Source organism: Enterobacter sp. V89_11 (assembly GCF_029967775.1).
Lineage (GTDB): Bacteria > Pseudomonadota > Gammaproteobacteria > Enterobacterales > Enterobacteriaceae > Enterobacter > Enterobacter ludwigii.
This window is the reverse complement of record NZ_JASCAN010000015.1, coordinates 1-14227: the sequence shown is the minus strand read 5'-3', so window position 1 is coordinate 14227 and position 14227 is coordinate 1. Positions and strand designations below refer to the sequence as shown.

Genomic DNA, 14227 nt, shown 5'->3' with positions numbered 1-14227 from the left:
ACTTTGAGCAAGCACCGAATTAGAGTGTCTGATCTTCAATAAGTTCCGTAACGCCTTTGTTTTTGTTCATCGCGCCGCAGACTGTTCATTTTCTCTCATTATAAGTCTGTTCACGATACGCACCACTTTATGACAAGAAACATCTCTTTTCCCGCCAGAAGAGTAACGCAACCCAGTCTTTATTTCACCACAAAATCTGACGCTAACGATCTGCTTCGCAAAATATTTTCTTTCTTTTACGTGGTTTTAATCCTCCGCCTCGAGTTTAGCGGTTACAACTCACATCAAAAAAAACGTGCGATATCTCGCATTCGGATGCTATTCTGACCAAACACTGTTTAGTAAATTAAACAAAAATCATGAACACAACACCTGAACTGCATTGTGATGTACTGATCATCGGTAGCGGCGCTGCCGGTCTCTCCCTAGCACTGCGTCTGGCCGAACATCAGAGCGTTATCGTTCTGAGCAAAGGGCCGATAAGTGAAGGTTCTACGTTTTATGCCCAGGGCGGTATTGCCGCCGTGTTTGATGAGACAGACAGCATTGCGTCGCATGTCGACGATACGCTGATTGCCGGGGCCGGGATCGTGGATGCGCATGCCGCAGAGTTTGTGGCCAGTAATGCCCGTCATTGCGTGCAGTGGTTAATCGATCAGGGCGTATTATTTGATACACAGGTGCAGCCAAACGGTGAAGAGAGTTACCACCTGACCCGCGAAGGCGGGCATAGCCACCGCCGTATCCTGCATGCCGCAGACGCTACCGGTAAAGAAGTCGAAACCACGCTGGTCAGCAAAGCCCTCAGCCATCCTAACATTCGGGTCCTTGAGCGCAGCAATGCCGTTGACCTGATTATTTCCGACAAGATTGGCCTTCCGGGTACGCGTCGTGTCGTGGGTGCCTGGGTCTGGAATCGCAATAAAGAGAAGGTTGAGACCTGTCAAGCGAAGGCTGTGGTACTGGCGACTGGCGGTGCATCCAAAGTGTATCAGTATACCACCAACCCCGATATTGCCTCCGGAGACGGGATCGCCATGGCCTGGCGCGCCGGTTGTCGCGTGGCAAACCTTGAATTCAACCAGTTTCACCCGACCGCCCTGTTCCATCCTCAGGCGCGTAATTTCCTGCTGACGGAAGCCCTGCGCGGTGAAGGCGCATACCTGAAACGCCCTGACGGCTCCCGCTTTATGCCGGACTTTGACCCCAGAGGCGAGCTGGCACCGCGTGATATCGTTGCCCGCGCCATCGACCATGAAATGAAGCGTCTTGGCGTGGACTGCATGTATCTGGACATCAGCCATAAGCCGGCAGAGTTTATCCGCCAGCATTTCCCGATGATCTACGAAAAGCTGCTGGGTCTGGGGATTGATTTAACCCGCGATTCGGTGCCCATCGTGCCTGCCGCCCACTATACCTGCGGGGGCGTAATGGTTGACGATCATGGTCGCACCGATGTGGATGGCCTGTATGCTATCGGTGAAGTAAGTTATACCGGACTTCATGGCGCGAACCGGATGGCGTCGAACTCACTGCTGGAGTGTCTGGTTTACGGCTGGTCTGCCGCGGAAGATATCACGAAGCGCATGCCTTACGCCCGTCAGACAGAAAATCTGCCTGCCTGGGATGAAAGCCGCGTGGAGAACCCGGATGAGCTGGTCGTTATTCAGCATAACTGGCACGAACTGCGGCTGTTTATGTGGGACTACGTCGGGATTGTGCGGACCACGAAACGTCTTGAACGCGCATTACGCCGTATCACGATGCTGCAGCAGGAAATCGATGAATATTATGCCAATTTCCGCGTATCCAATAATCTGCTGGAGCTGCGCAATCTGGTTCAGGTTGCCGAATTGATTGTTCGCTGCGCGATGATGCGCAAAGAGAGCCGCGGTTTGCACTATACCCTCGACTACCCCGATCAACTGGCCGAGTCCGGCCCGTCGATCCTCTCCCCGCAGGTTCACATAAACAGATAAAACGCCTGGGTCAGAGCGGTGTAATCTTCGGAATAACGCTGGTCTGGCCCACGGATCACCATTCGGTCGTTAAAGCATTCACCTTCTTTGGGTGAGAGCGCCAGCAGCACACGGTGCGGCAATCGCCCTTCGGTATCTGCAATATCGGTGCGTAAACGTAATTTCCAGCCAATCTCTTGCGCTATGCCAATAAACGCATTGCCTGTGCTTTCTGGCAGAACCACGCAGAAAAACCCTTCTTCTGAAATAAGCTCTGCGGCACTGATCAGCAGCGCCTTATGGTCGAGAGAGCCGGTATAACGGGCCTGTTCACGCTCAGGCGTTCCGCACTCAACACCGGGCGCGTAGTAGGGAGGATTACTGACAATCAGGTCGTAACGCGCGGTTTGCTCCGGCGTCCAGTCGAGCACATCTGCACATTCAACGTTAATCCGGGCGGCCCACGGAGATTCAGCCGCATTTTCACTCGCCTGCTCCGCCGCCTGCGCATCCAGCTCCACCGCATCTATGGTGACATGCGCTTCGGTACGTTGCGCCAGCATCAGCGCCAACAGCCCGCTGCCCGTCCCAATATCCAGAATACGCTTTACACCTGCGACAGGTGCCCAGGCACCCAGTAAAATACCGTCTGTACCGACTTTCATGGCACAGCGATCGTGAGCGACAAAAAATTGTTTAAACGTAAAACCATCGCGGCGCAACTGCGCTTTGAGTTGAGACATGTCAGGGCAACCTTCTAAGTGAAACTGGAGTAGCATAGGGGAAAGCGAAGTGGCCGCAAAGCGATATCCATACAAACAGATGAAGATTACAGCCGTAACGTCTATAATCAGCGCCCCACACAGAGGTAGAACATGACTGTAACGACTTTTTCCGAACTTGAACTCGATGAAAGCCTGCTCAATGCACTTGAGAGCAAAGGCTTTACACGCCCGACCGCCATTCAGGCAGCGGCCATTCCGCCTGCGCTTGAGGGCCGCGATGTGCTCGGTTCTGCGCCAACCGGCACGGGGAAGACAGCAGCTTACTTGCTGCCTGTGTTGCAGCATCTGCTCGATTTTCCACGTAAAAAATCAGGCCCGCCGCGTATTTTGATTCTGACGCCGACGCGCGAGCTAGCGATGCAGGTTGCCGATCACGCCCGCGAGCTGGCGGCCAATACCCATCTGGATATCGCCACGATCACTGGCGGCGTTGCGTATATGAACCACGCCGAAGTGTTCAGCGAAAACCAGGACATCGTCGTTGCGACGACCGGTCGCCTGCTGCAGTACATTAAAGAAGAGAACTTCGACTGCCGCGCGGTAGAAACACTGATTCTGGACGAAGCTGACCGTATGCTGGACATGGGCTTCGCGCAGGATATTGAACATATCGCGGGTGAGACGCGCTGGCGTAACCAAACGATGCTGTTCTCTGCCACCCTTGAAGGGGACGCGATCAAAGACTTCGCAGAGCGCCTGCTGGAAGATCCGGTGGAAGTTTCCGCGACGCCGTCCACGCGCGAACGCAAGAAGATCCACCAGTGGTATTACCGTGCAGATAACCTTGAACACAAGGTTGAGTTACTTAAGCACCTGCTGAAGCAGGACGATGCCACCCGTACCATCGTCTTTGTGCGTAAGCGCGAGCGTGTGCATGAACTGGCTGAAATGCTGCGTAATGCCGGAATCAATAACTGCTATCTCGAAGGCGAGATGGCGCAAGTTAAGCGTACCGAAGGGATTAAACGTCTGACTGATGGTCGCGTGAACGTGCTGGTCGCAACAGACGTTGCTGCACGCGGGATCGACATTCCGGACGTCAGTCACGTCATTAACTTCGATATGCCACGCAGCGGCGACACCTATCTGCACCGCATTGGCCGTACCGGCCGTGCCGGACGCAAAGGTATCGCGATCTCTCTGGTCGAAGCGCATGACTACCTGCTGCTGCAGAAAATTGGCCGCTACGTTGATGAGCCACTGAAAGCACGCGTTATTGATGAGCTTCGCCCGACCACACGTGCACCGAGTGAAAAAATGACGGGCAAACCGTCTAAAAAAGCGCTCGCAAAACGTGCTGAGAAAAAAGAGAAAGAAAAAGAGAAGCCGCGCGTGAAGCAGCGCCACCGCGATACCAAGAATATTGGTAAACGCCGTAAACCAAGCTCTGCCGCACCAGAGACGAAAACTGAAGAGTAAAAAAAGCCGGGGAAAACCCCGGCTTTTTTATTCCCCCCCCGAGACTGAAACCTTACAGGCTTTCAGTAAAGGTACGCGCAATAACGTCGCGCTGCTGTTCCGGGGTCAGAGAGTTAAAACGTACTGCATAACCTGATACACGAATGGTCAGCTGTGGGTATTTTTCCGGGTGCTTAACCGCATCTTCCAGCGTTTCACGACGCAGCACGTTCACGTTCAGGTGCTGACCACCTTCAACGCGCACTTCCGGTTTTACTTCCATTGGGATTTCACGGTATTCGATTTCGCCCAGTTTGTTCACCGGAACGATTTCATCTTCAGCAAAACCCGCTTTCGCTACTACACAGCGCGCTTCATTTTTCTCGCTGTCCAGCAGCCAGAAAGAGTTGAGCAGGTCGTCATTTGCAGCTTTAGTAATCTGGATACCTGTAATCATGTGTTGCCTCCCTTAGGCTACATTAACTGGTGTCGGCCTCGCGCGGCCAATTGGTAAAACCATTGTTTCTTGTGTGTATATATATCACTCGCACCCCGGTCATTTATTGATTTAAATCAACAAAAACACCAACCACACAAAGAGTGTGGTTTGATTTTATTGTTCCAGATCAATTTCATTGCTTTACCAGCTCAACTCCTTTCGCATCTATTCAAAATAAATTGAATGACTTACGGTGATTTTATGCCTGGGATTTTGCACCCCGGGTTTTAGCGGTTAAGCTAGGCGCAGAATGTGATTCGCAGGAGAGCGAGATGACGACACCGTTGACCTGGCACGATGTGCTGGCAGAAGAGAAACAGCAGCCCTATTTTATTAACACCCTCAGCACCGTTGCGGCAGAGCGGCAGTCTGGCCAGACGATTTATCCGCCACAAAAGGATGTTTTCAACGCGTTTCGCTATACCGAACTCAGCGATGTAAAAGTTGTTATCCTCGGTCAGGATCCTTACCACGGACCGGGACAGGCTCACGGGCTTGCTTTCTCTGTACGTCCTGGGGTTGCTATCCCCCCTTCGCTTCTGAACATGTACAAAGAACTCGAAAAGACCGTGCCCGGGTTTACCCGGCCCACTCATGGTTATCTGGAAAGCTGGGCGCGCCAGGGCGTGCTGTTACTGAATACGGTACTCACCGTACGTGCCGGTCAGGCACATTCTCACGCCAGCCTGGGCTGGGAAACCTTTACCGATAAAGTCATCAGCCTTATCAACCAGCATCGTGAAGGGGTGGTGTTTTTACTGTGGGGTTCCCACGCGCAGAAGAAAGGGGCGATTATCGACAGGCAGCGTCATCATGTCCTGAAGGCACCGCATCCGTCACCGCTGTCAGCGCATCGTGGTTTCTTTGGTTGTAATCATTTTGTTCTGGCGAACGAGTGGCTGGAAAAACGTGGCGAAACGCCAATTGACTGGCTGCCAGTGTTACCGGCTGAGAGTGAGTAACGCAGCGGATGTGCCCGTTTTTAGCGGGCACATCCGACGCACAGTATTATGCTTTATTCTGACGCCACCATTCCGCCAGCAGTACGCCAGTCGCAACGGAAACGTTCAGACTTTCAACATTGCCTGTACCGTCGATAGAGACGCTCAGATCCGCGCTGGAAAGCGCAGCATCCGACAGGCCATCACGCTCCTGACCCAGCACCAGCACCATTTTACGCGGCAGTGTCGCTTTAAACAGCGGCGTAGCGGCATGGCTGGAGGTTGTGACGATGGCATATCCCGCATTACGGAACTGCTCAATGGCATCCAGAACGCTGTCGCCGGTGATCGGCTGCACATGCTCTGCCCCGCCCTCTGCGGTACGGATCGCGGCACCCGATTCCAGCAGCGCGGCATCCTGTAACAGCACGCCTTTCACGCCAAAGTGCGCGCAGCTACGCATCATTGCACCCAGATTATGCGGGTTGCCCACATCTTCAAGTGCCAGCACGCAGTCATCGGCTTCCGCCTGGCTAACCCACTGCTGTACGGTAGTCCCGTTACGTTTTTTGATCAGGAAGCACACGCCACCGTGGTGTTCAGTGCCTGATGCTTTCGTCAGCTCAGCATTATCCACCACATGGTAGGCTTTACGGTTTGCCGCCATCCAGCGCAGCGCTTCTTTAAAGCGCGGGGTTACGCTCTGGATAAACCATGCGCGAACGATGCACTCAGGACGGCTCTGGAACAGCGCCTGGCAGGCGTTCTCGCCATAGACTCGGGTCTCTTCTGCACGCTGACGGCGCAGCACTTCCGGGTCAATAAAGCTTTTCCCGCTGATGCCGCCGTGATCGGCTTTTTCAGGCGCCTCATCACCAGGGGCGCGAGAAACGGTACGCCAGGGGGATGAACCCTCGCGCGAGAAATCATCGCGTTTGCGATCGTCACGCTTACGGTCATCACGTTTGCGGTCATCACCGCGGTTATTTCTGTCATCGCGGGCGGGGCGACGGCCACCGTCTGCACGAGAAGACGCCGGACGCCCGCCACCTTTTCCGGTACGCGGATTTTGGGTGCGTTTATCAGAGTCATCATCACTGCGGACATACATCACTTTGACCTTGCCGCTTTTGTTTTTCATTTCGTCGTTCATGCTTTTCTCCACCAGCGCTGCGCGAAGCGCGCAGATTACCCGATGTGCAAGCTCATAGCCATAAATTCGTACAAAAGCCTGTGACTATTGTTCTCATTGAATAAAACGCATTGTCGTTTCAAACAGGCTGAATGATAATATGTAACATATTAGAAACATTATCGGCATTCTGCCGCTGTCCCACGGCTCTATCAGAGGTTAGTTATGAATACCGTATGTGCCAACTGTCAGGCTCTTAATCGCATTCCGGACGATCGGATTGAAGATGGTGCGAAATGCGGGCGTTGTGGCCATGAACTGTTTGATGGCGATGTTATCAACGCTACGGGTGCTACGCTGGACAAACTTCTCAAGGACGATCTTCCGGTGGTTGTCGATTTTTGGGCACCGTGGTGTGGTCCGTGCCGTAGCTTCGCGCCAGTCTTCGAAGATGTTGCCGAAGAACGCAGCGGCAAAATGCGTTTTGTTAAGGTCAATACCGAAGCAGAACGTGAGCTGAGCGCACGCTTTCGCATTCGCAGCATCCCAACCATCATGATTTTCAAAAATGGTGAAGTGATCGACATGCTTAACGGTGCCGTTCCTAAAGCACCGTTTGATAGCTGGTTAAACGAATCACTGTAACATTAACGGGGCGCATCTTGTGCCCCGTTCCTTCCTCTGCGAAAATAGGGTTTTTCCTGCACTTCGCCCATGACTGATAACGCTGTTCTTCAACTGCGCGCCACACGCCTGGCCCGCGCGACTCGCCCTTTTCTTGCCCGCGGCAATCGTATTCGCCGCTGTCAGCGTTGTCTGCTGCCGCTAAAAGTTTGTCTGTGCGAGACCCTTGCGCCGAGCACCGCGAAGAGTCGTTTTTGCCTGGTCATGTTCGATACCGAACCAATGAAACCCAGCAATACCGGACGCCTTATTGCCGACATTCTGCCGGATACCGCGGCATTTCAGTGGTCACGCACGGAACCTCCGCAGGCCCTGCTCGACTTAGTGGCAAACCCGGACTATCAGCCAATGGTCGTATTTCCGGCCTCGTATGCTGGCGAAGATCGCCAGGTACTTTCGGCACCGCCATCTGGTAAACCGCCGCTTTTTATTATGCTGGACGGAACCTGGACCGAAGCGCGAAAAATGTTCCGCAAAAGTCCTTATCTCGATTCATTGCCGGTGATTTCGGTCGACCTTTCCCGCGTCTCGGCCTATCGCCTGCGAGAAGCGCATGCTGAAGGGCAGTACTGTACTGCTGAAGTGGCGATTGCCCTTCTGGATTTAGCGGGAGATACCGTCGCGGCAGGTGCGCTGGGGAGCCATTTCTCCCGCTTTCGTGAACGCTACCTGGCAGGAAAAACCGTTCATAAGGGCAGCGTCACAGCAACTGAGACAGAAAACGTTTAAAATCATCAGGTCGCTTGCATTCACAGGAGGCCTGCATGAGCCAGCGAGGGTTAGAAGCGCTACTTCGTCCTAAATCCATTGCCGTTATCGGCGCATCAATGAAACCAGATCGCGCAGGCTATCTGATGATGCGTAACCTGCTGGCTGGCGGATTTAATGGCCCCGTCATGCCTGTGACGCCTGCCTATAAGGCTGTTCAAGGGGTGCTGGCATGGCCGGACGTGCAGAGCCTGCCTTTCATACCGGACCTTGCCATCCTGTGTACAAATGCGAAACGTAATCCAGCCCTGCTGGAGTCGCTCGGCAGGAAAGGATGTAAAACCTGCATTATTCTCTCGTCTCCGCCCGAACAGCAGCCGGAGCTTCTGGCATGCGCCAGTCGCTACCAGATGCGCATTCTTGGGCCAAACAGTCTGGGCCTGCTCGCCCCGTGGCAGGGGCTGAATGCCAGCTTCTCCCCGGTCCCTATCCGCAAAGGCAAACTCGCTTTCATTTCGCAATCGGCTGCGGTATCGAACACGATCCTCGACTGGGCGCAACAGCGTGAGATGGGGTTTTCCTACTTCATTGCTCTGGGTGACAGCCTGGACATCGACGTTGATGAACTGCTCGATTTTCTGGCTCGCGACAGCAAAACCAGCGCCATTCTTCTTTATCTTGAGCACCTGAGCGACGCCCGTCGTTTTGTATCAGCTTCCCGTAGCGCGTCCCGTAACAAACCGATTCTGGTGATCAAAAGCGGGCGTAGCCCCGCCGCCCAGCGTCTGCTGAAGTCGCATTCCGGCATGGATCCCGCCTGGGATGCCGCGATTCAACGCGCAGGTTTGTTACGGGTTCAGGATACACACGAGCTTTTTTCCGCCGTCGAGACGTTAAGCCATATGCGTCCATTACGCGGTGAGAAGTTAATGATTGTCAGTAATGGCGCGGCTCCTGCCGCACTTGCACTGGATGAACTGTGGCTGCGCAATGGCAAGCTGGCCACCCTGGGTGAGGAGACGCTACAACGCCTGAAAGAGGCGCTGCCGGCAAGCGTTAGCCCAGGCAATCCCCTCGATTTGCGCGATGACGCAAGTAGCGATCACTATATCAGGGCGATCTCCCTTTTACTGGATAGCCAGGATTTCGACGCGCTGATGATTATTCACTCCCCCAGCGCGGTCGCTCCCGGGAGTGAAAGCGCGCGCGCACTGATTGACGCCGTCCGGAACCATCCTCGTGGAAAATATGTCACCCTGCTGACCAACTGGTGCGGTGAGTTCTCTTCCCAGGAGGCACGACGCCTGTTCAGTGAAGCCGGTCTGCCCACCTACCGCACTCCGGAAGGCACGATTACGGCGTTTATGCATATGGTTGAGTATCGCCGCAACCAGAAGCAGCTCCGTGAAACCCCGGCTTTACCGGGTAACCTGACGGCGAACACCGCCGATGTTCATCGGCTTTTACAGCAGGCTATCGAAGAGGGAGCCACCTCGCTTGATACGCACGAAGTGCAGCCGATTCTGGGCAGTTACGGGATGCAAACCCTGCCCACCTGGATTGCCGGCGACAGCGCCGAAGCCGTGCATATTGCCGAACAAATTGGCTATCCCGTTGCCCTCAAGCTTCGCTCACCGGATATCCCGCATAAGTCTGATGTCCAGGGAGTGATGTTATACCTGCGGACTGCGACCGAGGTACAGCAAGCCGCTGATGCCATATTCGACCGGGTCAAAATGGCCTGGCCTCAGGCGCGGATCCACGGGCTGCTGGTGCAAAGCATGGCTAATCGCGCGGGCGCTCAGGAGCTGCGCGTGGTGGTTGAATACGATCCTGTCTTTGGCCCGCTTATCATGCTGGGGGAAGGCGGCGTCGAGTGGCGTCCTGAGGAGCAGGCGGTCGTGGCTTTGCCACCACTGAACATGAACCTGGCGCGCTATCTGATCATTCAGGCCATCAAAAGCAAAAAAATCCGGGGCCGAAGCGCGCTGCGCCCTCTTGATATTGCCGGGTTGAGTCAGTTCCTGGTGCAGGTGTCTAACCTGATTGTTGATTGCGCGGAGATCCAGCGGCTGGACATCCACCCGCTGCTCGCCTCCGGCAGTGAGTTTACGGCCCTGGACGTCACGCTGGATATCGCGCCTTTCGAGGGTGACAGAGAGAGCCGCCTTGCGATCCGCCCGTATCCTCTGCAACTGGAGGAGTGGGTGGAGATGAAAAACGGAGAGCGCGCGTTGTTCCGCCCTATCCTGCCGGAAGATGAACCGCAGCTGCGCACGTTCATCTCTCAGGTAACGAAAGAGGATCTTTACTATCGCTATTTTAGCGAAATCAACGAATTTACCCACGATGATTTAGCCAATATGACCCAGATCGACTACGATCGAGAAATGGCATTTGTCGCCGTTCGTCGTTCCGATAAGGGCGATGAGATCCTCGGCGTTACGCGTGCTATTTCCGACCCGGATAATGTTGATGCGGAGTTTGCTGTGCTGGTGCGCTCCGATCTGAAAGGGTTGGGTCTGGGGCGACGGCTGCTGGAAAAACTCATCAGTTATACGCGAGATCACGGATTGTTACGCCTCAATGGCATTACTATGCCTAACAATCGCGGTATGGTGACCCTGGCGCGAAAACTTGGATTTGACGTTGATATTCAGCTGGACGAAGGTATTGTGGCCTTATCCCTGAGCCTGATATCAGCGGATAAAGCCGAGTAAGCTACTGGAAATGTTACCCACTTTGGACGGGACTGGTGGTATCATTGTCCGCTTATGTTGTTTGCATGGTACAGACAACCCTTCAATGAACAGAGAAGAAACGCACTGTGATGTTGTCAAAATTTAAGCGTAATAAACATCAACAACACCTTGCTCAACTACCGAAGATTTCTCAGTCAGTTGATGATGTAGAGTTCTTTTACGCTCCCGCCCATTTTCGGGAGACGCTTCTGGAAAAGATTGCCAGTGCCACGCGTCGCATTTGCATTGTGGCCCTGTATCTTGAACAAGATGAAGGTGGGCGCGCGATCTTAAATGCGCTCTATGAAGCCAAGCGTCAACGTCCGGAACTGGATGTTCGCGTGCTGGTCGACTGGCACCGCGCTCAGCGTGGCCGTATAGGCGCTGCTGCTTCAAACACCAATGCTGACTGGTATTGCCGCACGGCGCAGGAAAATCCTGGCGTCGATGTGCCCGTTTACGGCGTACCTGTAAATACCCGAGAAGCGCTCGGCGTCCTTCATTTCAAAGGGTTCATCATTGATGATAGCGTGCTGTACAGCGGCGCGAGCCTGAATGATGTTTACCTTCATCAGCTCGATAAATATCGATATGACCGTTACCATCTGGTTCGTAATCCCCAGATGGCGGATATCATGTTTAACTGGGTTGATAAGAACTTAGTACAGGGTCGCGGCGTAAATCGTCTTGACGATCCACACCGTCCTAAAAGCCCGGAAATTAAAAATGATATCCGCGCGTTCCGCCAGGAACTGCGTGATGCGGTCTACCATTTCCAGGGCGATGCCAATAACGAAGAGCTATCCGTTACACCGCTGGTGGGGTTAGGCAAATCAAGCCTGCTGAACAAAACGATTTTCCACCTGATGCCGTGTGCGGAGCAGAAACTCATCATCTGCACCCCTTACTTCAACCTTCCCGCCGTGCTGGTGCGTAATATCATTCAGCTGCTGCGTGATGGTAAAAAAGTTGAAATTATCGTCGGTGACAAAACGGCTAACGACTTCTTTATTCCTGAAGATCAACCGTTCAAGATTATCGGTGCCCTCCCTTATCTCTATGAGATTAACCTGCGCCGTTTCCTGAGCCGTTTACAGTATTACGTTAACACTGACCAGCTGGTCGTGCGTCTGTGGAAAGATGAAGACAACAGTTATCATCTGAAAGGGATGTGGGTCGACGATGAATGGATGCTGCTTACGGGCAATAACCTCAACCCTCGCGCCTGGCGTCTGGATCTCGAAAATGCCATCCTGATCCATGACCCGAAACATGAGTTAGCGACCAGTCGTGAACGTGAGCTCGAGCTTATTCGCACGCATACCACTGTGGTTCAGCATTACCGTGAACTGCAGAGCATTGCCGATTACCCGGTGAAAGTCCGCAAGCTTATTCGTCGCCTGCGTCGAATCCGTATTGACAGACTTATCAGCCGTATTCTGTGATGTCCGGGCCCTGTCAGCGACAGGGCTTTTTTTGGAGTCCGCTAATGCGTATTCTTCTCTTGCTGAGTGCTCTCTTTCTCAGTGGCTGTAGCCACATGGCTAACGATAGCTGGTCCGGGCAGGATAAAGCGCAACACTTTCTCGCCTCCGCGATGTTGTCCGCTGCCGGTAATGAGTATGCACAACATCAGGGGTACAGTCGGGATCGTAGTGCGGCAATCGGCCTGATGTTCTCTGTAAGCCTTGGGGCTTCAAAAGAACTGTGGGATAGCCGCCCCGCGGGGAGCGGCTGGAGCTGGAAAGACTTTGCCTGGGACGTAGCCGGTGCCACGACCGGCTATGCCGTGTGGCAGATGGCTCGCTATTAGAGACGAATACCTTTACCCTTTCGATGCAACATCAGGGAGACAATAAAGGCCAGTGCCCCCATCACCGTCACGTACCAGAAGAAGGTTGTTTCCGTTCCCCATGATTTAAGCGACAGCGCGACGTACTCCGCAGAGCCACCGAACAGCGCATTGGCGACCGCATAAGAAAGCCCTACCCCCAAAGCGCGTACCTGTGCCGGGAACATCTCAGCCTTCAGGATCCCACTGATCGATGTGTAAAAACTGACAATGACCATCGCCAGCATGACCAGACCAAAGGCGGCATACGGTGAGGAAACGTGCTGAAGCGCAGTTAAAATGGGAACAGTACATAACGCGGACATGCCGCCAAAGATCAGCATTGATGTGCGACGCCCTATTTTATCGGAGAGCGCGCCAATAAGTGGCTGAATCAGCATAAAGACGAACAACGCGGCGGTCATGATAGCGCTGGCGACGTTGGCGTGCATGCCCGTGGTGTTCACCAGATATTTTTGCATGTAGGTGGTGAAGGTGTAAAAGCTGAGAGAACCGCCCGCGGTGAACCCGAGAACCATCAGGAAAGCTTTGCGGTTACGCCACAGCCCTTTAAACGACCCCGCCTCCTTCAGCGCCCGGACCTCTTTTTGCGAGGTTTCATCCAACTGACGACGCAACCAGAGTGCGACGACCGCCAGTACAGCGCCCATCGCGAAAGGAATTCGCCATCCCCACTCATGAAGCTGGCTGTCGGTAAGGACCTGCTGCAGAATAACCACCACCAGAATGGCCAGAAGCTGGCCACCAATAAGCGTGACGTACTGGAAAGAGGCGTAAAACCCTTTCCGGCCCTCAAGGGCAATTTCACTCATGTAAGTGGCGCTGGTACCGTATTCTCCTCCAACAGAAAGTCCCTGGAACAGACGAGCCAGTAGCAAAAGAGCCGGCGCCCATGTCCCGATAGCGTCATAACCGGGGAGACAGGCGATCACCAGCGAGCCAAAGCACATCATGCAGACCGAAATCAGCATGGATGCCTTACGTCCTCGACGGTCTGCGATCCGTCCAAACAACCATCCACCAATGGGGCGCATTAAGAAGCCCGCAGCAAATACGCCCGCCGTTTGCAGAAGCTGTGTGGTGGTGTTGCCGGACGGGAAAAAGATATGTGCGAAGTAAAGTGAACAGAATGAGTAGACGTAAAAGTCGAACCATTCCACCAGGTTCCCTGAAGAGGCACTGACGATTGCCCATACCCTTCTACGGGAATCACTGGCAGCCAGCGTCCCGTTCGATGTTATGCTTTCTGTCATTGTGATTATGCTCCTGCCATAAAAACGGCATGCTGAGTCCTGAGAACTCACGATCTTGTAAAGCAAATGTTATTATTTTGTTATAAATAACATTGAGAGTAAGATCACATTTTCTGTTAGCAAGGTAAGTTATAGGATAAAGACTAAGGTTCGTTGGCTGGTGTGGCGGTGTGCAGTCTGATGCCGTCTCCGGCGACGGGAAAAACCCAAAGCAAAAAACCCCGCACCATACGGTACGGGGTTCTTTTAATTGATGCCTGGCAGTTCCCTACTCTC

12 protein-coding genes are annotated in these 14227 nt (G+C 53.7%); 8 read left to right on the top strand and 4 right to left on the bottom strand.

Annotation, left to right across the window (positions count from 1 at the left end; genetic code table 11):
* Window positions 1-359 precede the first annotated feature (359 nt).
* Window positions 360-1979 (top strand): L-aspartate oxidase, encoded by a 1620-nt coding sequence (nadB, locus tag QLG09_RS12855; protein WP_020883000.1) that lies wholly within the window; start codon window positions 360-362, stop codon window positions 1977-1979.
* On the opposite strand, the gene QLG09_RS12850 is transcribed toward nadB, so the two are convergent.
* Window positions 1964-2701: a tRNA1(Val) (adenine(37)-N6)-methyltransferase gene (locus QLG09_RS12850; RefSeq protein ID WP_032680478.1), complete on the bottom strand. Its 738-nt coding sequence runs from the start codon at window positions 2699-2701 to the stop codon at window positions 1964-1966. The genes nadB and QLG09_RS12850 overlap by 16 nt on opposite strands.
* A gap of 132 nt (window positions 2702-2833) precedes the next feature.
* Here QLG09_RS12850 and srmB point away from each other — a divergent pair, with 132 nt between their 5' ends.
* Window positions 2834-4162 (top strand): ATP-dependent RNA helicase SrmB, encoded by a 1329-nt coding sequence (gene srmB, locus QLG09_RS12845; protein ID WP_020882998.1) that lies wholly within the window; start codon window positions 2834-2836, stop codon window positions 4160-4162.
* Between the two features lie 52 nt (window positions 4163-4214).
* Here the strand turns inward: srmB and grcA are convergent, their stop codons facing one another.
* Window positions 4215-4598, bottom strand: coding sequence for an autonomous glycyl radical cofactor GrcA (gene grcA / locus QLG09_RS12840; RefSeq protein ID WP_013098327.1), 384 nt, complete (start codon window positions 4596-4598; stop codon window positions 4215-4217).
* Window positions 4599-4912: 314 nt separating this feature from the next.
* Here grcA and ung point away from each other — a divergent pair, with 314 nt between their 5' ends.
* On the top strand, window positions 4913-5602 hold the full coding sequence (ung, locus tag QLG09_RS12835; protein WP_223398846.1) for a uracil-DNA glycosylase: 690 nt from the start codon (window positions 4913-4915) through the stop codon (window positions 5600-5602).
* Window positions 5603-5648: 46 nt separating this feature from the next.
* Here ung and QLG09_RS12830 read toward each other — a convergent pair whose 3' ends face one another.
* A complete protein-coding gene (locus QLG09_RS12830) occupies window positions 5649-6734 on the bottom strand; it encodes a tRNA/rRNA methyltransferase (protein ID WP_282488958.1) in 1086 nt (361 codons plus the stop codon).
* A 204-nt stretch (window positions 6735-6938) separates the two neighbouring features.
* Between QLG09_RS12830 and trxC the strand changes: the two genes are divergently transcribed.
* The 5 genes from trxC to QLG09_RS12800 all read left to right on the top strand — a co-directional run bounded on the left by trxC (window position 6939) and on the right by QLG09_RS12800 (window position 12659).
* Window positions 6939-7358 carry a thioredoxin TrxC gene (gene trxC / locus QLG09_RS12825; protein ID WP_014171226.1) on the top strand — a complete coding sequence of 140 codons (420 nt, stop codon included), beginning with the start codon at window positions 6939-6941 and terminating at the stop codon, window positions 7356-7358.
* 69 nt (window positions 7359-7427) lie between these two features.
* Complete coding sequence (tapT, locus tag QLG09_RS12820) at window positions 7428-8126, top strand: tRNA-uridine aminocarboxypropyltransferase (protein WP_282488957.1); 699 nt, start codon at window positions 7428-7430, stop codon at window positions 8124-8126.
* A 35-nt stretch (window positions 8127-8161) separates the two neighbouring features.
* Window positions 8162-10825: a protein lysine acetyltransferase gene (gene pat, locus QLG09_RS12815; RefSeq protein ID WP_282488956.1), complete on the top strand. Its 2664-nt coding sequence runs from the start codon at window positions 8162-8164 to the stop codon at window positions 10823-10825.
* Between the two features lie 110 nt (window positions 10826-10935).
* On the top strand, window positions 10936-12291 hold the full coding sequence (gene pssA, locus QLG09_RS12805; protein ID WP_044858135.1) for a CDP-diacylglycerol--serine O-phosphatidyltransferase: 1356 nt from the start codon (window positions 10936-10938) through the stop codon (window positions 12289-12291).
* A gap of 44 nt (window positions 12292-12335) precedes the next feature.
* On the top strand, window positions 12336-12659 hold the full coding sequence (locus QLG09_RS12800; protein WP_014171230.1) for a YfiM family lipoprotein: 324 nt from the start codon (window positions 12336-12338) through the stop codon (window positions 12657-12659).
* On the opposite strand, the gene QLG09_RS12795 is transcribed toward QLG09_RS12800, so the two are convergent.
* Entirely contained in the window at window positions 12656-13951 is a 1296-nt protein-coding gene (locus tag QLG09_RS12795; RefSeq protein WP_025203439.1) for an MFS transporter, read from the bottom strand. The genes QLG09_RS12800 and QLG09_RS12795 overlap by 4 nt on opposite strands.
* Window positions 13952-14227 lie beyond the last annotated feature (276 nt).